The organism is Alteromonas sp. MB-3u-76 (assembly GCF_002831605.1).
GTDB lineage: Bacteria > Pseudomonadota > Gammaproteobacteria > Enterobacterales > Alteromonadaceae > Alteromonas > Alteromonas hispanica.
In genome coordinates this window covers 2,936,533-2,957,848 of sequence record NZ_CP025115.1, presented here as the reverse complement: position 1 = coordinate 2,957,848, position 21,316 = coordinate 2,936,533, and the positions used below count along the sequence as shown (strand labels likewise).

Here is a 21,316-nt window from a genome sequence, read left to right as displayed (position 1 = left end):
AAAAGCGCCGAAAGGCGCTTTTTAATTGCTAATCGTAAAGATTAACCTAGTGCTTTGATTTGTGCAGCTAGGCGACTCTTATGACGAGCAGCTTTATTTTTGTGAATCAAGCCTTTAGTAGCCATTCTGTCAAGTACTGGAGTAGCAGCAGATAATGCAGCTTGTGCACCTTCTTTATCGCCACGAGCGATAGCAGCAACTACTTTTTTGATGCTTGTACGAGTCATAGAACGACGGCTAGCGTTGTGCTGACGACGCTTTTCGGCTTGGATTGCACGTTTCTTAGCAGACTTAATGTTAGCCAAGGTGTAACTCCCAAATAAATTCATGTCAAAAACGAGGGTGCGGATTGTGCCTACCAATCGCTAAATTGTCAAACGATTTCACGATGTGATTCGTTGGCCATTTTGAAAGCACAATCTATTAAACACAGCCTATTGTAATACAGTAGATGTGCTCAACACGTTGCGCATTCGTCGCGAAAGCTATGCAAAAACATTGCATCCCATAACGGGCGCGGATTATAGCAATAAAATAGATAGAAATGCACAACTATTTTGAATAAATCATTTCACCTGCTATCGCCTTTGGTTATCATGATTTGCTTATTCCCCTCTTTATTGTCCATCGGAAGCAGAAGTGTCACGGAAGTTAATCAAATCTGGCTTAATAGTTAGCATAATGACCCTAGTTTCAAGGGTGTTAGGTCTCGTGAGAGACGTGGTTGTCGCCAGGCTTATGGGAGACGGCGCAGCTGCTGATGTTTTTTTCTTTGCCAATAAAATCCCCAATTTTTTGCGTCGGCTATTTGCAGAAGGTGCGTTTGCTCAAGCATTTATTCCTGTGCTGACAGAAGTACATAACAACGATGATAAAAAAGAACTGCGCGAGTTTGTTGCAAAGGTAAGCGGAACGTTAGGCGGTATTGTATTTTTGGTTTCTATTGTGGGAGTTATTGCATCGCCAGTACTCGCGGCACTTTTTGGTACCGGGTGGTTTGTTGCCTGGCTACAGGGGGATGAGGCCGGTGACAAATTCGAGCTCGCCTCGGCAATGCTGAAAATCACCTTTCCTTATTTGGCGTTTATATCGTTAACCGGGCTATCTGGGGCCATTTTAAATACCCTGAACAAATTTGCCGTTGCAGCATTCACTCCCGTGTTGCTGAACGTATGCATTATTTTGTGCGCAATCTACCTCTCGCCTAGCTTATCTCAGCCTGCGTTTGCATTAGCATGGGGCGTATTCATTGGCGGCATCGTTCAATTTTTATTCCAGCTACCCTTCTTATTTCGAGCTGGGCTACTGGTGAAACCCAAATGGGGTTGGCACGACGAAAATGTTGTAAAGGTAAGAACCTTAATGATACCGGCATTGTTCGGTGTGTCTGTAGGGCAAATAAACTTGTTATTTGACACCTTCATTGCCAGCTTCTTAGTTACAGGTTCTATTAGCTGGCTTTACTATTCAGATAGGTTATTAGAGTTTCCGCTAGGTCTTTTTGGTATAGCCATTGCCACAGTGATATTGCCAACGCTATCGAGAAACCATGTAACAAACAATCCTAAAGCGTTCGCTGCAAATATCGACTGGGCATTTCGAATGGTGTGTTTACTTGGCATTCCAGCTGCTGTAGGCCTTGGTACTATGGCTCGCCCTATCTTGACAGTTATTTTTCAAAGAGGCGCATTTACCGCCGAGACCGCCATAATGGCTTCTTATTCTTTAACAGCGTACTCCTTTGGCTTAATTAGCTTTATGCTTGTTAAAATACTGGCCCCTGGCTTTTATTCCCGTCAAGACACGAAAACGCCCGTGAAATTTGGTATTTGGTGCATGGTGGCGAACATGGTGTTTAATCTTATCTTTGCCGTTCCGTTCGGCTATATCGGTTTAGCTATTGCTACCAGTATGTCAGCTACGCTTAACGCCGCTTTGCTTTACATCACGCTGCGTAAACAAGGAGTATTTGAATTAAGTCGCACGTCATTATTTTTCATTGCGCGTGTTTTACTAGCAAGTGCTGTTATGGGCGTAATAATTTACTATCGCGACAGCGGCTTGGCTTTTTTCGATCTTGCACTTATAGAGCAAATGAAAGACTTAGGTATCACCATATTACTGTCCGTTGGTGGCTTCCTGACTACCATGGTGCTGTTAGGGATGAGGCCTCGTCATTTTAGAAGTGGTGGCGAGTAAGCAGTAGTGAGTAAACATCTCAAAATGGCAATCGTTGTTTGTTATTTATAATCATATTGCAACGTTTCTAACGTCTTTACTGAGCAAGGAAAGTTTTGCCGGCCCTTGTATGCTTGGTATTAGAGGCGGGGTCGGCTATAATCGCGAGCTTTAAATTTCTAGCAGTTAAAAAGGTAGTGGTAAACAGTGGAATTTATCCGCGGGCTAAACAATGTAAAACCCCACCATAAGGGGTGTATTCTAACGATTGGTAAGTTTGATGGCGTCCACAGAGGACATCAGGCTGTACTTGCCAACGTGATGGAAAAAGCGAGCTCGCTGTCGTTACCCGCCACTGTTATGGTATTCGAACCACAGCCTGAAGAAGTGTTTACGCCCGAAAAAGCACCTGCTCGAATAAGTCCGCTGCGTGAGAAATACGAGCTGTTGAGACAGCAGGGGGTTGATAGACTACTTGCTGTACGTTTTAACGCTGAGTTTGCAAAACAAAGCGCCGACACCTTTGTTCACGATTTGCTGGTGGATAAACTTGGCGTTAAATTTTTAGTCGTTGGCGATGATTTTCGTTTTGGCTTTGGTCGCAAGGGCGACTTCACCATGCTTGAGGCAGCTGGCCGTCGTTATGGTTTCGATGTGGTCAGTACGCAAAGTTTTACTATGCATGCTCATCGAATAAGTTCTACTGCGGTGAGAGATGCGCTTGCGCAAAGCGACTTTAGCTTGGCAACAGAGATGTTAGGGCGCCCTTTTGCCGTTCACGGGCGTGTTGTGCATGGTGAAAAGAAAGGCAGAACCATCGGATTCCCCACCGCCAATGTTATGCTTAAGCGGTTTAAAACACCGATTCATGGCGTGTTTGCCGTGCGTGTGGACATTGACGGTAAGCACTATGACGGTGTAGCGAATATCGGCACGCGACCAACCCTTGATGGCGTTCGTAACCAATTGGAAGTACATATTTTTGACCTATCGGCAGATTTGTATGGCAAACCCATAACCGTGCTGCCCATGGCCAAAATTAGAGATGAAATTAAGTTCGCTTCGTTTGAAGCATTAAAAGAACAAATACAGGCAGATGCCGTCAAGGCGCGTCTGTTATTAGCATAGTTAATCGTGATAAAGTCGCAGCGCGCATTTAAATGTAAAAGCAACCAAATGTAAATGCAACCGCATCATATAACGCCTTCGCAGTGTCACAGAGACATTGGATGAAACTTAAGGTAACCGGATAATACAATTTTATGAGTGATTACAAAGCCACATTGAACCTTCCAGAAACTGCGTTTCCCATGCGCGGTAACCTTGCTCAGCGCGAGCCGAAGATGCTTAAAGACTGGCAGGAAAAAGGGGTGTATACCAAGATCCGCGAAGCAAAAAAAGGTAAGAAGCCTTTTATACTTCATGATGGCCCTCCTTACGCGAACGGTAACATTCATATTGGACACGCGGTTAACAAAATTCTAAAAGACATTATTGTAAAGTCAAAAACACTTTCCGATTTTGACTCGCCCTATGTACCTGGATGGGACTGCCACGGTCTACCTATCGAATTAATGGTAGAAAAGAAAGTGGGTAAGCCAGGCAATAAAGTAACAGCCGCAGAGTTTCGTCAAAAATGTCGCGATTACGCACAAAAGCAAATAGATGGTCAAATGGCCGACTTCAAACGTCTTGGTGTGTTTGGTGAGTGGAACAACCCTTACAAAACTATGGACTTTTCTTCTGAAGCCGACATTATTCGAGCGCTCAGCAAAATTGTAGACTCAGGGCATCTTGAAAAAGGGTTTAAGCCTGTTCACTGGTGTACGGACTGTGGCTCGGCACTAGCCGAAGCAGAAGTTGAATACAAAGATAAGGTTTCACCGGCCATTGATGTGAAATTTCCCGTTGCTGACAGCAAGGAAATTGCGGCCGCCTTTGGCGTTGAAGAAAGTGACTTGTTAGCTCACAACGCTGGCGTTGTTATTTGGACAACAACACCTTGGACGTTACCAGCAAATCGTGCAATTAGTTTGAATCCAGAGCTTACTTACACCATTGTGGAAGTTCAGCCGTCGAATGATTGGTATGTAGTGGCTCAAGATCTGCTTGAGAGCTGTATGACGCGTTACGGTGTAGAAGAATTCCGCGAAGTAGCAACATGTACTGGTGATGCTCTTGATAAGCTACAGGTTAATCACCCGTTTCTTGATATCAAAATCCCATTAATTCTGGGCGATCATGTTACTACTGAGTCGGGTACTGGCTGTGTTCATACTGCCCCTGCGCACGGTGTAGACGATTTTAATGTGGGCAAGCAGTACGACATTGAAGTTTACAATCCTGTTGGTAATAACGGTGTGTATCTTGAAAACACGCCGCTATTTGCCGGTCAGTTTGTTTTCAAAGCAAATGAATCTATTATCGAAACGGTTGAAGAGAAGGGGAACCTTGTCCTCAATGTTAAATACGAGCACAGCTATCCCCACTGCTGGCGCCATAAAACGCCTATTATTTTCCGTGCTACCCCTCAGTGGTTTATCAGCATGGACAATAAAGGTCTTCGCGCTGAGTCTTTGGAACAAATAAAACAAACTAAGTGGATCCCTGAGTGGGGTCAAAACCGCATTGAAAAAATGGTAGAAGGGCGACCCGATTGGTGTATTTCTCGCCAGCGTACTTGGGGAGTACCCATTCCTCTATACGTGCATAAGTTAACGGGCGAAGTACACCCACAGTCTTCTGCGTTAATGGAAAAAGTGGCACTGGAAGTAGAGAAAAAAGGTATCCAAGCATGGTGGGACATCGATGACGCCGACCTATTGGGCAGTGACGTTGACCACTATGACAAAGTAACAGACACGCTGGACGTATGGTTTGATTCTGGTGTGACCCATTACTTTGTGGTTGACCGCCGAGAAGACCTACCGGCAAGTGCAGACTTGTACTTAGAGGGGTCGGATCAGCACCGCGGTTGGTTTATGTCCTCTTTAATTTCATCTACTGCAATGCATGGACACGCGCCATATAAAGAAGTTTTAACCCACGGCTTTACCGTTGATGCACACGGCAAGAAAATGTCTAAGTCTTTAGGCAATGTTGTGGCACCTCAAGAAGTCACAAACAAATTGGGGGCTGATATTCTGCGTTTATGGGTAGCGTCTACCGACTATCGCGGTGAAATAGCGGTCTCTGATGAAATTCTCAAACGCGCTGCCGATTCTTATCGCAGGGTACGAAACACCGCGCGCTTTTTATTGGCGAATATGAACGGCTTTAAAGTGGAAGATGCAGTGCCTGAGAGTGAGATGGTTGCACTGGATCGCTGGATTGTGGCAAGAGCGAAAGCTCTGCAAGACGAGCTGTTCGAGTTGTATGAAAGTTACGACCTTCTGGTTGTTACCCAGAAAATAATTCACTTTTGCTCAATTGAGCTTGGCTCTTTCTATCTTGATGTGATTAAAGATCGCCAGTACACAGCGAAATCTGACGGTATCGCCCGTCGTTCATGTCAAACTGCTATGTATCACATCGTTGAGGCACTTGTTCGTTGGATTGCTCCAATTACAAGCTTTACAGCCCAAGAAATTTGGGAAGAGTTACCAGGCGAACGCAGTGAGTTTGTGTTCACTGAGACTTGGTATAACGGTTTTAACGACTTTACTCAAAGTGATACATTCAGTGATTCACTATGGGACGACGTTATTCGAGTGAAAGACGCGGCCAACCAAGCCATGGAAAAAGCCCGTAAAGAGGGGCAATTAGGCGGCTCACTAGAAGCAAGCATTAGCTTATTTGCAACAGATTCGCTGTTCGAAACACTATCAAGCTTTGGTGATGAACTTCGCTTTGTGCTAATCACTTCTGGCGTTTCACTTGAGCGTGTAGAAGCTAAGCCAGAAGGTGCCCAAGAAACTGAAGTTGATGGTTTGTGGTTAAGCGTGAGCAAAGCGAAAGGTGAAAAATGCGTTCGCTGTTGGCATCATCTTGAAGATGTTGGCTCACACGCAGGCCACGAGGAGTTGTGCGGTCGCTGCGTAACGAACATCGATGGTGAAGGGGAAGTCCGCCAGTATGCCTAATATGACGTCGTCAAAAACTGGGCTTTTTCGCGACACGGGTCTTCGCTTTCTGTGGATCAGTGTCGTCGCCTTTGTACTTGATCAGTGGAGCAAGTACGCGGTTTTAGACTCGATGGACTTGTATCAATCGATAGAAGTTCTTCCTTTCTTCAATTTAACGCATGTTCATAATTATGGCGCAGCGTTCAGCTTTTTAAGCAGTGCCGGTGGGTGGCAAAGGTGGTTTTTTACTGCCATAGCGATAGGGATCAGCGTTGTCATTTTATGGTGGCTTAAGCAATCGCCGCGTTCACAAAAACTGCTGCCGGTGGCATTTTCATTTATTTTAGGTGGCGCCTTAGGCAATGTGTATGACCGACTTGTGCATGGCTATGTCATCGATTTTCTCGACTTCTACGTAAACAATTGGCACTGGCCTGCCTTTAATATTGCAGACAGCGCAATTTTTATTGGTGCGGCTTTACTTATCGTAGATATGCTTAAGAATGGCGATAAAAGCGAAGACAAAACACAGGCTGATAACAGCAAAACCTCTCAGCAGTAATCGGATTGAATATGACAGAATCGTTGGTAATAGGTAATGACAGTGAAGTTATTCTTCACTTCGACTTGAAATTGGAAGATGGCTCTGCGGCAGACAGCACCCGCGTAAACAACAAGCCAGCGAAATTAGTGATGGGAGACGGTAGTCTTACACCTAACTTTGAAGCGTGCTTAGTGGGTTTGAAAAAGGGTGATAAAAAAGCCTTTACTTTAGAGGCCAATGACGCCTTTGGTGAGCCAAATCCTAATAATATGCACTACATGGACAGAAGCCGTTTTGGTGCAGACCTCAAAATTGAGGAAGGTATGATTCTGGCTTTTGCGCAGCCGGATGGATCTGAAATACCCGGAATCATTCGCAGCGTCGCAGGAGACTCGGTCACTGTAGATTTTAATCATCCATTGGCGGGGCAAACTGTCATTTTTGATGTCGAAATATTGGATGTTAAACCAGGCACGCACGCCCAAAGCGAGAATTAGAACATGCAAATTCATCTAGCAAACCCAAGGGGTTTTTGTGCTGGTGTAGACCGTGCAATTACCATAGTAGAGCGGGCTCTTGAAATGTTTGAGCCACCCATTTACGTACGTCACGAAGTGGTTCATAACAAGTTTGTTGTTGATGGACTGCGTGAACGCGGTGCTCTTTTTGTGGACGAACTTCACGAGGTGCCAGATGATAGTATCGTTATTTTCTCTGCTCACGGCGTATCGCAGGCCGTACGCAAAGACGCCACATCACGCGGTTTAAAGGTGTTTGATGCTACTTGCCCTCTAGTAACAAAAGTACATATGGAAGTAACGCGAGCGAGTAAAACCGGCACTGAGTGTATTTTAATTGGTCATGCGGGTCACCCTGAAGTTGAAGGCACCATGGGCCAGTACAGCAATGATGATGGCGGGATTTACCTGGTTGAGTCAGAAAGTGACGTTGAAAAGCTAGAAGTTAAAGACCCGTCTAACCTTTATTACTGCAGCCAGACTACTTTATCGGTAGACGACACCGCCGACGTTATTGATGCCTTGAGAGAAAAGTTTCCTGCTATCAAAGGGCCTCGTAAAGATGATATCTGTTACGCAACGCAAAACCGTCAGGATGCAGTGCGAGACCTTGCAACCGATTGCGATGTGCTATTAGTAGTTGGTGCGCAAAATAGCTCAAACTCAAATCGTCTGCGTGAGTTGGCAGAAAAGATAGGGGCGAAAGCGTATTTGATTGCCGACGCGAATTGTATCCAGAAATCGTGGTTGGAGAATGTAAATCACATTGGCGTTACAGCCGGGGCATCAGCTCCCGAGGTTTTGGTTCAAGGCGTCGTCGATCGCCTTAAAGAATGGGGCGCGGTGTCAGCGTCGGAGCGCTCAGGCAGAGAGGAAAATGTTGAGTTCGCTGTTCCTAAGGAGCTGCGCGTAAAGCAGGTAAGCTGATTATTATCTAGCCCTCAAACCTTCAAACAATGCCACAGCCGCAACTACACGATAAACTTAAAACCGCAGCAAAAAGCTGCGGTTTAATTAGATGGTCCGCCTCACCTCTAAGCTAATCTTAGAGTTAGGCAATCAAAGAGGCGAACCATCATGTCTACTATTAAAGTTCTTGGAATCGATTTAGGCAAATCATCTTTTCACGTGATAGGCCGCGACTATTCAGATAATCAAATCATTCGCAAAAAATTTTCCCGCTCGGCACTCATTCACTATCTTCATCAATTAACGCCATGCACAATTGCCTTCGAAGCTTGTGGCGGTGCGCACTGGCTTGGCAGGCAGTGTGAGTTGATGGGGCATACGGTCAAACTAATCCCGCCACAATACGTAAAACCTTTCGTTAAAAGCAATAAGAATGATTTTATTGATGCAGAGGCCATATGCGAAGCATCAATAAGACCGAAAATGCGGTTTGTCAGCGTCAAATCAGAAGAAGCCCAGGTCATTTCAGCTATTCATAAAGCAAGGCATGGTTATGTCAAAGACAGAACAGCCTGCATGTCCCGTATAGGCTCCTTACTGCTGGAGTTTGGCATTGCACTTCCAACAGGCCATAGCGTAATGAAGCAACTGTTTAACTGGCTTTCACAGCAGCGGCAGGTCTTGCCAGGGTTACTTATGGAAGAGCTCATGGAGCTGCACGAATATTACCTGCTCCTTAACAGGAACATTGAGAGACAAGATAAAAAGCTAAAGCAACTGGTTGATACAAACCCGATAGGGCAGCTTCTTAAAACCATCCCAGGTATTGGCGATATGACCGCCAGCCTTTGTATTGCCAACATCAGTAGCGCTACGGATTTTAAAAACGGAAGAAACATGGCTGCATGGTTAGGGTTAGTTCCAGCGCAGTACTCAACTGGCGGTAAACCCAAATTACTGGGGATAAGCAAGCGGGGTAACAAAGAACTCCGAACCTTGTTTATCCATGCCGCCAGGGCGGTTATGTCCAGGCCGGATAAGACCGGAAAGATTTATGGCGAGTGGTTGATAAATTTACGCGCCACCAAGCCATTCAATGTTGTAACCGTTGCCCTGGCCAACAAACTGGCCCGAATAGCATGGGCAGTGATGAAAACAAAAAAAGCATTCAACAGCAAAGCGTTAGCACCGGGTTTGCAATGATAAATATGATGACGAAAACGGTAGAACCACTGGATTAAAACCTGACATAAAAAACAGCTCTCAGAAGCTTTCGGTTTTTTGAGGATAATCCAGCGCGGATCTCATCGTGGAGCGGGTTGCGAAAGCGCCTAAACAGACTCCGAATACATTAGCGCATAACCAACCCCGTTATCGAAATTAATCATTGCAATAACGAGGCGGACCATACATTTTTATGCTTTTGTCTACTGTTAATAAGCTAAAAAGAATGGATAATCATACCAATAACGGTCAAAATTATATGCCGATACTGGACATTAAACCTTTCGTTTTTTGCATCAGCAGGTTAAGGAAAGTATCTATAATGCGTTCGCGTTGAGATATGGCTGGCAACAAGAGCGAAGATGAATCATTAAAAAGACTGTTTGTATTAAATTATACGTTTAAATAATCAAAGATACTTATTTTAGATTCTTTTGGGTCTAAACTGCTTAACTGGCAAAAGTGTAAACGACGACTAGTTGGTTGAGTAAATATGGCATCGCTAAAGGAAACAATGAAGCACGTTAAGGACAACCACATCACCTCTCAAAAAGGCGTAGGATTGATTGAGATCCTTATCACGTTGTTTATTTTAGTGGTGGGTCTGCTAGGTGTTGCCGCTTTGCAGTTTACGGGCTCTTTTGCGAACAAAGATGCAATCAGCAGAACCCAGGCAGAATTAGTCGCAGCGCAAGTAGCTGAGAGACTTAGAGCTGCTGCACGCCCAGCCACGGTAGGTGACGGCATGGTAGTCAATAATGCCTATTTCTCCACATCGTCCTACAATTTTTCTTCGCTCAGCTGTACTGGTTCAACTCAGCCTTATCAGTGTTTTTGCTTGTCTAAACCCGCAGCTGTCCCAAATTGTGAAAATAACGAATGTTCTGAACAACAGATGGCGCAATATGACGGTTGGGCCTTGTCGTGTTCGGCAGTTCAAACTAATCCCCAAACAACAATTTCGGTAGGGTGTAATGATAACAACAGCGCCGATATATATACCTGCAGCGCAGGTTCTCGTATTGAAATTATACTATCGTGGCCAGTATCGTCATCGGGCAACCAAAAGTACACGCTAAACACCCGTTGCAACCCTTCAACAGGCACAAGCAATGCCTGTGTTTTGAAGGATATAACACTATGAATTTGCATTCTGCAAACGGTTTTCAAGGTAACAATATTGTTGCTAAAAATAAGAAGCATGCAGGTTTTTCATTGGTGGAATTAATGATAACCCTCACCTTAGGGCTAATCATTTCTGGCGCAATTATTCAGGTACTAGTAAGCAGCAGCGTAACTAATAAATTGAACCAAGCCGTTTCTCAAGTTCAGGAGTCAGGTCGATTTATAATGAGCCGGCTTTCGAAAGAGTTTTACGAAGTTGGGCGTTACGATTTAATCACTGCAAATATAGATACATCGGTGGATATTGTCGCTGAAGCTGCCTATGTGCAAAACAATGCGGTAGCTCTGGCCGGAGATTTTATCAATAATGCTACTCTCGGCACCGTTCAAACGGGCAGTGGAGGAAGCGACAAGCTAGTCGTTAGCTTACTTGGCGCGACTGACTGTACGGGTAATCGTCACGGGTATCCTGCCGATACAGAATTCCACGTTGTAAATCATTATTTTGTCGTGGGTAGCGAGCTTAAATGCACGGGGTATGACGGCCGCGTATTGCGAGGGCTTAAGTCCCAAACTGTGTCTCCTATTACAGTGACATTGTTAGATAATGTTGAAAGCTTTCAAATACAATTTGGTGTATCGGACGAAATAATGACGTCGCAGGGGCAGGCTATTTCTTATGTTACTGCTGATCAATTAGCCAACATGCGCGCGAATAACCAACTTGTGGTCTCATTGCGTTGGGCACTTATGCTTAAAAGCTATCAAAACGAGGTCAGGCAAACTACCGCACAAAAATTTGCACTACTTAACGAAGCAGCAAAAACCATGGACACCGCACATTATTATCAGGTCTTTTCTAAAACGTTAGCGCTTCGAAATATGAAAAACTTTGTCAGGAGTTCACGATGAAACAGCATGGTTTGGTAATGGTATTCGCGCTCCTAGTACTTCTCTCAATTACGGTACTGGGTGTGAGCGCTGTAACGAGTAGTTTATCTCAGTCAAAAATGGCTATGTCGATGCAGCAAAGCGGTTTGGCTTTTGATGCAGCTGAATCAGCCATAGCCGGCGTGTTTTTTGAATCTGAAGACGAAGTGCTATTAGCAGACGATACGCTAACAGACCCGCTTTCGGAAGCGCGACAGGGAACAATATTCGACCCTGATGTTGATGATATGAGTTGTTTTGATGATGGTGATTGGACCGATAGACACATGACAGCAGGGGGTCTTACTACTGGCAGCAGGCATGTAACGTCGGGAAGCTATCAATCTTCTATGAAGACGAAAAGCTGGTCGAGAACAGCGTTTATTAGAGAGCAAGCATGCCGCGGGTCGAGCAACGTCATTGGCGGTAGTAACGTGAATTGCCATGTTTTTATTATTAGAGGGTGTGGAAAAGTGACAGGGAAACCTACAGTAGTAGCAAACTCGCTTGCCGCTTCGGTTTTTGGTCCGGCATCTCAATAGGTAGCATTATGAAAAAGTTAATAAGTTATTTAACATCAAGCGTTCTGTTTAGTTGTATCGGTTTTTCTGCCCTAGGCGATGACCTGGATATCTACCTGGGCAATGCTGATAGTGCTGTTACTTATAATCCGAACGTGCTCTTTATTATGGATTCTTCGGGAAGTATGGGAAATTACGACGGGACAACTCAATCTCGTATGTTAAGAGTACAGAATGCGCTTAAAAATGCATTAGGATCTGCTACCAACATCAATGCAGGACTGATGCGTTTCTCCGATTACGGCGGACCCATTCTTTACCCGATAAGAGATATCGACGATGCGGTAAGACCTGAAATTGTGCTCTCTACCGGTAAAAACAACAATGATGCCCATGAAATTGACGGCTCAGTAACAACAGAGTCAAATGAACTGATCTTAAGTAAAGGTACTAACACAGTTACATCAGGCTTGCGCTTTGATGGTCTAAAAATTCCCCAGGGAGCAAGCATAGTAAGCGCTAATATCCGTTTTACTTCAGAAGGTTTTGATATAGCTGATACTTCTTTAGTAATATCTGCAGAGGCATCTGCAAGCGGGTCTGAATTCTCTGCTTCTTCAAATAATCTTTCATCCCGTGTTAAAACCGCGACCAATGTAGAATGGACAACAAACAACAGTTTTCCAACATCAGGTGAAGTGGTTACCACGCCGGATATAAGCAATGTTTTGCAAGAGGTGATTAATCTTTCAGATTGGTGCGGTGGAAAAAGCATCAACATACTGATTGAAGGTTCAAGTATTAACCCTCTCAGTGATAGAAAAGCACGAGCGATTGACGAGGGGTTAAGCGGCTCTCCTCAACTTGTCGTATCTTATGACGATACTACCGCTACCGGGTGTACGCAGGGTGAAAGTGTTTATCAAGTGGCGTCTCAAGGAGAGAATTACGAGGAGGACACGAACGGTTATCCTAATACTGGAAGTATTCTGTCTTTCACTAACCAATATAACAGTTATATTGCGGTCCGCTTTAACAACATAAATTTGCCTCAAGGTGCCGAAATTGAAGAGGCATTCATAGAATTCAGTGCTTACGATACAACCACAACATCAAATGCTAGTATGCGAATTCGCGGCGTCGCTCAAGATGACGCAGCATCTTTCCCTAATACAAATGGCAGAAGAAACAGGAACAGAGCGCGCTATACATTAAGAGACCTCCCAAAAACATCGGGCCTGGTTTGGTCAATGCCCAGCTTTTACAGCTATAGTGATTACCGAACCCCCAATATTAGCAGTATGTTAAAGGAAATAGTCGATCGTTCCGGCTGGCGACCGGGGAACGATATGGCATTTGTTTTTGATGATTTCCAAGGATATCGTGGAGCATTTAGCTATTCGGGCGAGGCGTCACTTGCGCCTCGATTAGTCATCAAATACAACGGTGCAGCAACGCCAGGGGCCTCTTTCACTGTGCGTGAACACTTGATGAGTAAAGTGGACGAATTAAGTGCAAATGGTCTTACCCCGATAGTTGATACACTCTATGAAGCAGCCAACTATTATGGCGGCAATGCGGTGGATTACGGGCTGGAGAGAGGTAAAAGTGACGTCAGTAACACGGTAAGAAGGAGCACTCGAGTCAGCCATCGAGCTTCTTATCTTGGAGCAGATCCCATTCGTCCATCGGGATGTTTAGAGGACAACCTTTCCGACAGTGATTGTATAAACGAGCGTATACCGGCAGGTGCTACTTATATTTCGCCCGTATCAGACCTTCAATGTCAAACTAACAACCACATTGTGCTGCTTTCCGACGGTCAGGCAAATAACAATCACAGTGTAAATAAAATACAGACCCTGCTAGGTGAAAGTTGTACCGGCAGTGGCGGTGAAAAATGTGGACTTAATTTAGTACGTAATATCAGTGAAGCAGAGACCTCTGTCATTGGTCCTCGCGTGATAACCCATACCATCGGTTTTGCCGCCAACAGCACGGCGAATAACTTTTTGAATCAACTTGCCGTTCAAAGTGGCGGTGGATTTTATCAAGCAGATAACAGTGAAGATCTGTTAGAAGCTTTTAATACTATTTTGCGTTCTGTGAAGGATATTAATGCGACCTTTGTGTCACCCGGTGTGGCGGTGAACCAATTAAATCGTCTAACTCATCGCGACGAGCTATATTTTGCATTATTTAAGCCTAGCGAGGGTGCAATATGGCCTGGAAACCTGAAGCGCTATCAGTTGAGCGGAGATAAAGTACTAGACAAAAATGGTAACAGTGCTGTTGATAGCGTCACAGGGTTCTTTTCCGAGAACTCTCATAGCTATTGGTCAGTGTTAGCCGACGGCAAAGATGTGCGTGAGGGGGGAGCGGCAAGCAAGCTATTATCAGGAAGAAACCTTTATGTTTTCGATAGTACAGGCGCCATAGTTCGAAGTGCCAATGAACTGCACGAGCGCAATGAATCTATTACTGAGTCGGACTTGGGAATTGCGGATGAAGATGATGCAGAGGCTCTTAGAGATGTGCTTTTAAAATGGGCAAGAGGAGTTGATGTCAAAGACTCTGATGGTGATGGCAGCACAAGCGACTTTGTGCCTAGAATGGGCGACCCTATTCATTCTCAGCCTATTATTGTCAACTACGGTGAAAATGACTCTGCAATATTTGTGGCGACCAATCACGGTATGATTCACTCCTTTGATACTGAGACCGGCGCTGAGAATTTTGCCATTATGCCCAAAGAGCTGTTATCTAATCTTGATCATTTCTACAAAGATCTCTCGTCGTTTAATCATAAATATGGCATAGACGGAGATATGGTTCTGAGAACGGTGGGAAGCAGCACTTACCTCTATGTCGGCATGAGAAGAGGTGGCAGAAATTACTATGTTTTCGACGTTACTCAGAAAACGTCACCGGTACTAAAATACAAGATTGAAGGTGGCGCTGGCGCATTGGCTAAGTTAGGTGAAACGTGGTCAAGACCTACCATAACAAAAGTAAAAATGGGTGGTTCGGTTAAAAACGTTATGATTGTCGGAGGCGGTTATGATAACGCTCAAGATGACAGAATGGTAAGAGCGAGTGACGGCTTCGGAAACGCTGTATTTATATTTGATGCCGATACTGGAGCACTTCTATGGCATGCCAGTAATGAAGGGGCCGATTTAAATATCCCTTCAATGCAATACAGTATTCCAGGGCGAATCTCAGTTATCGATAGAGATAACGATGGTTTAGCCGACCATATGTATGTGAGTGATACGGGTGGCCAACTTTTCCGATTAGATATCTATAACGGTGAGACTGGAGCAGAGTTTATTAAAGGGGCTAGACTGGCTGACTTTGGTGGCGATACAGCAGAGTCGAATCGACGCTTTTACTACGGACCAGATGTCACAGAAATAGCGTTGCGTGATGAACTTTACTATGGTGTTGCCATAGGCAGTGGTTGGCGCGCTTCTCCACTTGATACAGTGGTTGAAGATAATTTTTATATGCTAAAAGACGGTGGAGTTTTCAATCGGGATACCGATGGAGACTACACCTTTATGCCGACCGTGTATGAGAGTGACATGTACAATGCGACGAGTCATGCGTTAACCAGCAGTGTTGAATCGGAGAGAGAAATTGCTGCTCAAGATTTTGCCAATAAATCAGGATGGTATCTGAATTTGACAACTGGAGGAGAAAAAGTTCTTTCCTCACCGCTCATCATTGATTATAAGGTTTTCTTTACAACCTATGTTCCATCTTCTAGCAGTACAAGTGCATGTGCACCTCCTACTGGGAATAGCAGGGCGTACTTAGTGAGTATGTTTAATGGTAATGCACTGACCGACTTAAACATCAACGGCATTCTTGATAATGACGATCGCTCGGCCGATCTGAAGCAAACAGGTATTGCGCCAGAAACTAAGATTTTGATTGAAAATATCATTAGCCCAGTGGTTTGCTTGGGAACAGAATGTGTTTCTGCGGTAATTGAGGTTGATGAAGACGGTAATGATAAAGCGTGTGCTTCTGAGTTTGAATGCTTGGGTCAAAATATTTATGGCAGGTTTGAGCGCATTCAGCGGGGCAGTTGGCATTCTGAAACAGAGCGAGAACAGTGATTGTGAGTAAACAAAGCCAAAAAGGTTTTTCATTAATAGAATTGATGATTGTGGTCACCATTATTGGCATTATTGCTGGTATTGCGTATCCGTCTTACCAGGGCGTTATTGCAGATGGCTATAGAGGGACTGGACAGGCAGATTTGCTTGCATTTGCTGCTGCTATGGAGCGGCATCAAAGTGGTTCATTCAGCTACGAAGGCGCAGGAAGCGGCGGCAGTAATACTGGGGCGCCCGCTATTTTTGCTACTTACTCACCGTCATCTGAAAATGCGGCGAACAAGCGTTATAATTTAACTATTGTTGCTGCTAACGCAACCAGTTATGAACTCAAAGCAACGCCGGTGAGTGGCTCAGGTCAGGCTAGCGATGGCGCATTGTTCTACTTTAGCGATGGACGCAAAGGGTGGGACAAAAATAATAACGGCTCTCTAGATTCGGGAGAGTATTGCTGGTCTTGCTAAAAGTACTGTCTCTATGTGGCAATACAGTTAAGGAGCAGGTTTAATCGGGGTGAGCCTTTGTATATCATCCCAAGTCTGCTCGTATGGCTCAGAAATAATGTTTTCCCGCTGTTTGTTAATTATCATCTGGTGAGACGTTTCTGCACTTTTTAATGCGCTCCACAAAGACTCAGTATGCCCAAAGGCGCTCATCAGCCCCGCCGTAACTGTGAGAAACAAAGCATTTGCGATCAGCACTTCTATCAAAGCACCACCTCCCTGACTGCTAACACTATCACCTGCTTTCGATTGCTTGTTGATTTCGTTCATATTTTACAATGCCTTTTTCAGATTATTAGACCAGCTTCCGGGAATAGACATTATTTTTGCAAGTTTAGGGGCTTTTTGAAGGTTGAGTAGAACTTGCTTGGCGTAACTGTTTGAACCAAATTGTTGAAGCGATATTGGGGTGTTTGAGCATAGTGCACCTTGTATACTTGCTCCGTGTTCTATGGTAACGCTGTGTTTAGTGGTATTGCCTGACAGCATTATTATCATGCCGTAGAAAGGCGTACCTGCGGTAACAAGAACATCTCCATCTTCAACAATAAGCAGCATTGGGGTCGACGCGCTACTGTGATCGACATCGTTATAGTTTAATTCGCAGTTTCCTGTTACCCAGTGCATAGTCGCCTCTTTAAGGTCTACACACTCGTTTGTGGTATTACTAAGTGGAAAATATTTTGCTGTCAGCGTGCTAACACTCCTATTAAACAACCATTGCGTAATGTTTGTATCGGAGGACGTTGACTGAAAAATGCTTGGAATATTAAGTATGGCAGGGTAGTGAAGGAAGCGCTGGCTCACCTCAGTGTCAAAGTGACTATCATGATGGGTAACAGTAACGTCGAATACTTTAAGTGGCTGAGAATTTGCTCCCTCATAGTTACTCGTTAAGATATTATGAGATAGATTTGTGTTGGTCGATTCTATCGAGCTTATTGGCACAACGCGTAGCTGCGAACCTATACGGCGAAGTTCATTTTTTGTTGCGGTATAGCTATCTTTCGCCGTCGATGTGGTACTTTTCATTATCTTATGGCGATTTACGGCCGCACTAATGCTGGCCAAAGTGAACGCAGAAATACCGAGCAGCATTAAAACAGATGCCATAATAAACACGCCACGTTGTTTTTTATCGGTTTTCTGTTTCAGCTTAATGGTAAGTGCGGTCAGTACTTTTCTATTTTTGTCTAACATTCGCCACCTCTACGATAAAAACTTTTGTTGCCTTCACACTCGACATTATTCGACTGGATGCTTTTATGGTTACTGTATAGCTGGCTCCCCATGACGTGAAGGCGGAAGCAGCAACTGAAAAGTCGTCGATTTGAATGTCTTTACTATCGGTAGCATCCTGCCAGTAGGCTTGCTTACAGGTTCGTTTGGCTACGCGATACTCTATGGCTTTGTCTCGAAGTCGAAATCCAAAAAATTCGTTGGGTGAGGTGCTTACTTTACCGTCACTATTTTGGTCATAGGAAAAAGTGATACAGCTATTCGCAGCCTCCTTGCCAAATTGTGAAATAGCTACTGAAGCGAGCGATGTTGAAGGTAGTGCAAGTTGAACGACTTTTGTCTGCTGCAGGTATCCGGCTTTCTCTAGATGTGTTGATATCACGTGTTCAAGGGCGTCAAGCTCTTCTTCAATGGCAATCGCGAATTGCACTTTTAATAAGTTAGAGTAGAAGTAGGCAGTATGCTGGGTCGCAAATACCATTAAAATACCCGCTATACTGATAGCGATGAGTAATTCCACGAGACTAAATCCGTTATATGGCCCCTTTTTTAAAGTGCGGTATTCTGCTCGCTTTGTTTGCTTCCTTTTCACTTTAATCTGTCCCGGGGGTTGTCGACCCGATGCCTGTCGACCCGAGATCTGTCGATCCGAGATCTGTCCATTTTGTTTAGTCTTGCCTTTATACTTAATTATGCTTGCTAGCATTTCGCTACTCCGGCAAGGTGTCCGTAAGAGCATTGCTTTACTCGCCCTAATGCGCTGATCACTACTTTTCCAGAATAAGAGGCGCTATGCACATTTACAGTGGTGTTGTGCCCAAAATCCACTGCACCAAATTTATCAAAGGTAATAAGACGGTTTTTATTGTCAGAGGTCGTCAGCTTGGTTTTAAGGCTTTCAGCGGTAAAAATATGTTCCACGCCATTTACCCTGCAGGCATTTTTAACGGTGCAGTCGCATAAGGACAAATCACTGACTCCAGCGCATTGTCCCGAGTTAATATCTACTATCACCGATATATCAGACTGTGATGATATGGCAGCCACTTTTGCCGATTCGGCGAGCTGTGTCAGATGTCTAAGCGCCTGTTTGAATTCGTTAGCTTCTTGCCATTTAGCGAAGGATGGCAGTGAAAGAGTCAGTACAATGCTTAAAATTGCTAATGCCACCATCAATTCCATTAGCGACATGCCTCTGTGGAGTGTGTTGTGAGAAGCTCTCACGTCTAAAACCGTGCTCAAGATCGGTTATCCCTTTCTAAATGACTTGATAGGTTTAATGTATCGGTGAATGGCGAAGAAGGTAATCTGTACTATGGAAGGGAATTCAAAATGTGATTCTAGGGGCTTTACTTTAGTGGAGCTGTTAATAACGATATCTATTGTGGCGATACTAAGCTTGCTGACAATGCAGACGTTTAAAGAAAGTCAAAGGCTAACGTCTAGGTTTTTGGCCAAAAGTCACATGATAAAGCTTCAGTCTATTCAGTCCCGTCATTGGCTTAGCACTGGTGCATACGTTTCTTTATCTCACTTACCTGATATCGATGCTAGTGGCGTACTTATTAAAGAGGTGGCGAGTACTGCAAGCCATTATGAATTTAAAGCTATACTCACATACTTTGACAAAAAGTCACCTTGCAGTACGCTAATTGTTAATGCCAGCGAGTTACTCCCTAAAGCTTGCTGGAGCAGGTTTTAGATTTTTATCTTTATACTATTTCTTGTCTTATGAACAACTCAGCGCAGTACCAGTTAGGTTTTCCTTTTTTCCGTCTCCGTCGCTGTCAACTGCTACTGATATTCGCCCATAAAGAGATAGCAGAAGCGCAGAGGCATATTCGGTGTTGTTATCTTTCGGGCATAAAGTAATGGTGGCAGCTTGACTAATGCCGCCTTGCTCATCAAAGGTGATAGCACCGGATATACCGTATATAGAGTTTGCACTGTTAAGTGGATCGCTGGTGGTAATGAGTTCTTCAGAGGCGTCTCTTGAGCCATTGAGGTTAGCATCAACGAAGATCATAGTCGCATTTTTCCAGTCGGTTACACAGCTTGTATAGTTCGCTGTAGGGCACATAACAACCCTCGATTGCTCGTCGACTGCGGTAAACCGGGCGCGTTGAGCCACAGCGCTTAAGCTATTTAAATCAGACGTAATTCTGCTTTTGATGAGTATGCTTTGAATGGCAGGAGCCACTGTCGTTAACATAATAGCAACGATAGCGACGGCAATTAAGAGCTCAAGCAGCGTGAGACCCGCTTGCCGAGCGCCTAACGCTAAATCGGGTTGAGTTCGACTATGTTGATTTTGTTGTTTTATCATTACTACTCAAAGCTTATGTTGAAAGTCTGACACTTTTTTAATCCGAAGCATTAAATTTGATGCACAAATGGCGTATTTTTTAGCGTACACTAAAACTCTGCGCAATAGGGTATATGTCGCTCCTATTGCGCATGGTTCGCTATACGTCTTTACGATAACCTAATGACGCTCAATACTATGACACGTGGCCTTTTACGTTGCCACTAACATCTACATTCATATTATCGTAAACTCTCCTACTAAGACGCTTAAAATATACGTGGATATTATGATGCAAAAACAAGCAGTTATTAAAGAGATGCAAGTGCTTCCTGAAATCGATGTTGAATTTGAGGTTGCGAGACGAGTTTCATTTATTAAAAAGCAGTTGCTTACCTCAGGGTTAAATGCCTTAGTATTAGGAATTAGCGGTGGCATAGATTCGTGCACGTTAGGTCGGTTGGCACAACTCGCTGTTAATGAACTAAACCATGAAAATCACGAAAGCTACCAGTTCATAGCGGTAAGACTGCCTTACGACACTCAGGCAGATGAAGACGATGCTCAGCAGTCTATAGACTTTATTGAGCCCACGCATTCAGTTTCGGTAAACGTTCAGCCGGGAGTAGATGCAATACACGCTTCGACAAGCCAAGCATTGGAAGCTGCAGGGTTGTTGCCCGACAGTATTGCCAAACAAGATTTTGTAAAAGGGAACGTGAAAGCGCGTACCCGCATGGTCACTCAGTATGAAATTGCCGGCATGGTAGACGGACTTGTGTTGGGTACAGACCACTCAGCTGAAAATATTACAGGGTTTTACACAAAATATGGTGATGGCGCATGTGACCTTGCACCCTTGTTTGGGCTGAGCAAACGACAAGTTCGCGCTGTAGCTGCTCATTTGGGAGCGCCACATAATATTATTACTAAAGCGCCAACCGCCGATTTAGAGAGTCTTGCGCCGCAGAAAGCCGATGAGTTGGCGCTGGGTATGACCTATGATCAGATTGATGATTTTCTCGAAGGTAAGCCAGTGCCTGCTGAAGTGGAAGAGAAATTGCTTTATATTTATGAACGTACACAACACAAGCGTGTACCCATTCCAACAATTTACGATGAGTTGTAA

20 protein-coding genes are annotated in these 21,316 nt (G+C 44.4%); 14 read left to right on the top strand and 6 right to left on the bottom strand.

The annotated features are described in order from the left end of the window. Positions 1–41 precede the first annotated feature (41 nt). Positions 42–305: a 30S ribosomal protein S20 gene (gene rpsT / locus CW735_RS13235; protein WP_071981307.1), complete on the bottom strand. Its 264-nt coding sequence runs from the start codon at positions 303–305 to the stop codon at positions 42–44. Between the two features lie 334 nt (positions 306–639). Here rpsT and murJ point away from each other — a divergent pair, with 334 nt between their 5' ends. The 12 genes from murJ to CW735_RS13175 all read left to right on the top strand — a co-directional run bounded on the left by murJ (position 640) and on the right by CW735_RS13175 (position 16,604). Beyond that, on the top strand, positions 640–2,199 hold the full coding sequence (gene murJ, locus CW735_RS13230; RefSeq protein ID WP_071980123.1) for a murein biosynthesis integral membrane protein MurJ: 1,560 nt from the start codon (positions 640–642) through the stop codon (positions 2,197–2,199). Positions 2,200–2,385: 186 nt separating this feature from the next. Beyond that, positions 2,386–3,306 carry a bifunctional riboflavin kinase/FAD synthetase gene (gene ribF, locus CW735_RS13225; RefSeq protein WP_071980122.1) on the top strand — a complete coding sequence of 307 codons (921 nt, stop codon included), beginning with the start codon at positions 2,386–2,388 and terminating at the stop codon, positions 3,304–3,306. Positions 3,307–3,440: 134 nt separating this feature from the next. Next, complete coding sequence (gene ileS, locus CW735_RS13220; protein ID WP_100972562.1) at positions 3,441–6,260, top strand: isoleucine--tRNA ligase; 2,820 nt, start codon at positions 3,441–3,443, stop codon at positions 6,258–6,260. Continuing rightward, on the top strand, positions 6,253–6,804 hold the full coding sequence (lspA, locus tag CW735_RS13215) for a signal peptidase II (protein ID WP_100972560.1): 552 nt from the start codon (positions 6,253–6,255) through the stop codon (positions 6,802–6,804). Before ileS ends, lspA begins: the two co-directional genes overlap by 8 nt. An 11-nt stretch (positions 6,805–6,815) precedes the next feature. Beyond that, positions 6,816–7,283: an FKBP-type peptidyl-prolyl cis-trans isomerase gene (gene fkpB / locus CW735_RS13210; RefSeq protein ID WP_100972558.1), complete on the top strand. Its 468-nt coding sequence runs from the start codon at positions 6,816–6,818 to the stop codon at positions 7,281–7,283. A 3-nt stretch (positions 7,284–7,286) separates the two neighbouring features. Continuing rightward, positions 7,287–8,231 (top strand): 4-hydroxy-3-methylbut-2-enyl diphosphate reductase, encoded by a 945-nt coding sequence (gene ispH, locus CW735_RS13205; protein ID WP_100972548.1) that lies wholly within the window; start codon positions 7,287–7,289, stop codon positions 8,229–8,231. Between the two features lie 150 nt (positions 8,232–8,381). Next, the gene (locus tag CW735_RS13200) at positions 8,382–9,416 is read left to right on the top strand and encodes an IS110 family transposase (RefSeq protein WP_100970746.1); all 1,035 of its coding nucleotides are present in this window, start codon (positions 8,382–8,384) and stop codon (positions 9,414–9,416) included. 535 nt (positions 9,417–9,951) lie between these two features. Continuing rightward, positions 9,952–10,581, top strand: a complete 630-nt coding sequence (locus CW735_RS13195; protein ID WP_071980118.1) for a pilus assembly protein PilV — start codon at positions 9,952–9,954, stop codon at positions 10,579–10,581. Positions 10,582–10,664: 83 nt separating this feature from the next. Next, positions 10,665–11,474: a PilW family protein gene (locus CW735_RS13190; RefSeq protein ID WP_332310107.1), complete on the top strand. Its 810-nt coding sequence runs from the start codon at positions 10,665–10,667 to the stop codon at positions 11,472–11,474. Beyond that, entirely contained in the window at positions 11,471–12,034 is a 564-nt protein-coding gene (locus CW735_RS13185; RefSeq protein WP_071980116.1) for a pilus assembly PilX family protein, read from the top strand. The genes CW735_RS13190 and CW735_RS13185 overlap by 4 nt, the downstream gene beginning before the upstream one ends. An 8-nt stretch (positions 12,035–12,042) precedes the next feature. Continuing rightward, positions 12,043–16,140 (top strand): PilC/PilY family type IV pilus protein, encoded by a 4,098-nt coding sequence (locus CW735_RS13180; protein ID WP_100972544.1) that lies wholly within the window; start codon positions 12,043–12,045, stop codon positions 16,138–16,140. A gap of 44 nt (positions 16,141–16,184) precedes the next feature. Continuing rightward, on the top strand, positions 16,185–16,604 hold the full coding sequence (locus CW735_RS13175; protein WP_203565695.1) for a type IV pilin protein: 420 nt from the start codon (positions 16,185–16,187) through the stop codon (positions 16,602–16,604). 27 nt (positions 16,605–16,631) lie between these two features. Here CW735_RS13175 and CW735_RS13170 read toward each other — a convergent pair whose 3' ends face one another. The 4 genes from CW735_RS13170 to CW735_RS13155 all read right to left on the bottom strand — a co-directional run bounded on the left by CW735_RS13170 (position 16,632) and on the right by CW735_RS13155 (position 19,124). Then, entirely contained in the window at positions 16,632–16,913 is a 282-nt protein-coding gene (locus CW735_RS13170; RefSeq protein ID WP_071980114.1) for a hypothetical protein, read from the bottom strand. A gap of 3 nt (positions 16,914–16,916) precedes the next feature. Further along, positions 16,917–17,843, bottom strand: coding sequence for a hypothetical protein (locus CW735_RS13165; RefSeq protein ID WP_157812695.1), 927 nt, complete (start codon positions 17,841–17,843; stop codon positions 16,917–16,919). After that, a complete protein-coding gene (locus tag CW735_RS13160) occupies positions 17,827–18,402 on the bottom strand; it encodes a potassium:proton antiporter (RefSeq protein ID WP_157812694.1) in 576 nt (191 codons plus the stop codon). Before CW735_RS13160 ends, CW735_RS13165 begins: the two co-directional genes overlap by 17 nt. A 179-nt stretch (positions 18,403–18,581) precedes the next feature. Further along, positions 18,582–19,124 (bottom strand): pilus assembly FimT family protein, encoded by a 543-nt coding sequence (locus CW735_RS13155; RefSeq protein WP_157812693.1) that lies wholly within the window; start codon positions 19,122–19,124, stop codon positions 18,582–18,584. Between the two features lie 49 nt (positions 19,125–19,173). Between CW735_RS13155 and CW735_RS20150 the strand changes: the two genes are divergently transcribed. Further along, positions 19,174–19,584: a type IV pilin protein gene (locus tag CW735_RS20150; protein ID WP_100972536.1), complete on the top strand. Its 411-nt coding sequence runs from the start codon at positions 19,174–19,176 to the stop codon at positions 19,582–19,584. 27 nt (positions 19,585–19,611) lie between these two features. On the opposite strand, the gene CW735_RS13145 is transcribed toward CW735_RS20150, so the two are convergent. Next, positions 19,612–20,208 (bottom strand): GspH/FimT family pseudopilin, encoded by a 597-nt coding sequence (locus tag CW735_RS13145; RefSeq protein WP_100972534.1) that lies wholly within the window; start codon positions 20,206–20,208, stop codon positions 19,612–19,614. A 271-nt stretch (positions 20,209–20,479) separates the two neighbouring features. Between CW735_RS13145 and nadE the strand changes: the two genes are divergently transcribed. Next, positions 20,480–21,316 (top strand): ammonia-dependent NAD(+) synthetase, encoded by an 837-nt coding sequence (gene nadE / locus CW735_RS13140; protein ID WP_071981303.1) that lies wholly within the window; start codon positions 20,480–20,482, stop codon positions 21,314–21,316.

What these genes read in the sequence shown, in the direction of transcription:
- CW735_RS13180 (WP_100972544.1), top strand. Translation starts at nt 12,043, where the DNA reads ATGAAAAAGTTAATAAGTTATTTAACATCAAGCGTTCTGTTTAGTTGT.
- CW735_RS13185 (WP_071980116.1), top strand. Translation starts at nt 11,471, where the DNA reads ATGAAACAGCATGGTTTGGTAATGGTATTCGCGCTCCTAGTACTTCTC.
- CW735_RS13195 (WP_071980118.1), top strand. Translation starts at nt 9,952, where the DNA reads ATGAAGCACGTTAAGGACAACCACATCACCTCTCAAAAAGGCGTAGGA.
- fkpB (WP_100972558.1), top strand. Translation starts at nt 6,816, where the DNA reads ATGACAGAATCGTTGGTAATAGGTAATGACAGTGAAGTTATTCTTCAC.
- CW735_RS13200 (WP_100970746.1), top strand. Translation starts at nt 8,382, where the DNA reads ATGTCTACTATTAAAGTTCTTGGAATCGATTTAGGCAAATCATCTTTT.
- CW735_RS13170 (WP_071980114.1), bottom strand. Translation starts at nt 16,913, where the DNA reads ATGAACGAAATCAACAAGCAATCGAAAGCAGGTGATAGTGTTAGCAGT.
- nadE (WP_071981303.1), top strand. Translation starts at nt 20,480, where the DNA reads ATGCAAAAACAAGCAGTTATTAAAGAGATGCAAGTGCTTCCTGAAATC.
- CW735_RS13165 (WP_157812695.1), bottom strand. Translation starts at nt 17,843, where the DNA reads ATGTTAGACAAAAATAGAAAAGTACTGACCGCACTTACCATTAAGCTG.
- lspA (WP_100972560.1), top strand. Translation starts at nt 6,253, where the DNA reads ATGCCTAATATGACGTCGTCAAAAACTGGGCTTTTTCGCGACACGGGT.
- CW735_RS13175 (WP_203565695.1), top strand. Translation starts at nt 16,185, where the DNA reads ATGATTGTGGTCACCATTATTGGCATTATTGCTGGTATTGCGTATCCG.
- CW735_RS13190 (WP_332310107.1), top strand. Translation starts at nt 10,665, where the DNA reads ATGATAACCCTCACCTTAGGGCTAATCATTTCTGGCGCAATTATTCAG.
- CW735_RS20150 (WP_100972536.1), top strand. Translation starts at nt 19,174, where the DNA reads ATGGCGAAGAAGGTAATCTGTACTATGGAAGGGAATTCAAAATGTGAT.
- CW735_RS13145 (WP_100972534.1), bottom strand. Translation starts at nt 20,208, where the DNA reads ATGATAAAACAACAAAATCAACATAGTCGAACTCAACCCGATTTAGCG.
- ileS (WP_100972562.1), top strand. Translation starts at nt 3,441, where the DNA reads ATGAGTGATTACAAAGCCACATTGAACCTTCCAGAAACTGCGTTTCCC.
- ispH (WP_100972548.1), top strand. Translation starts at nt 7,287, where the DNA reads ATGCAAATTCATCTAGCAAACCCAAGGGGTTTTTGTGCTGGTGTAGAC.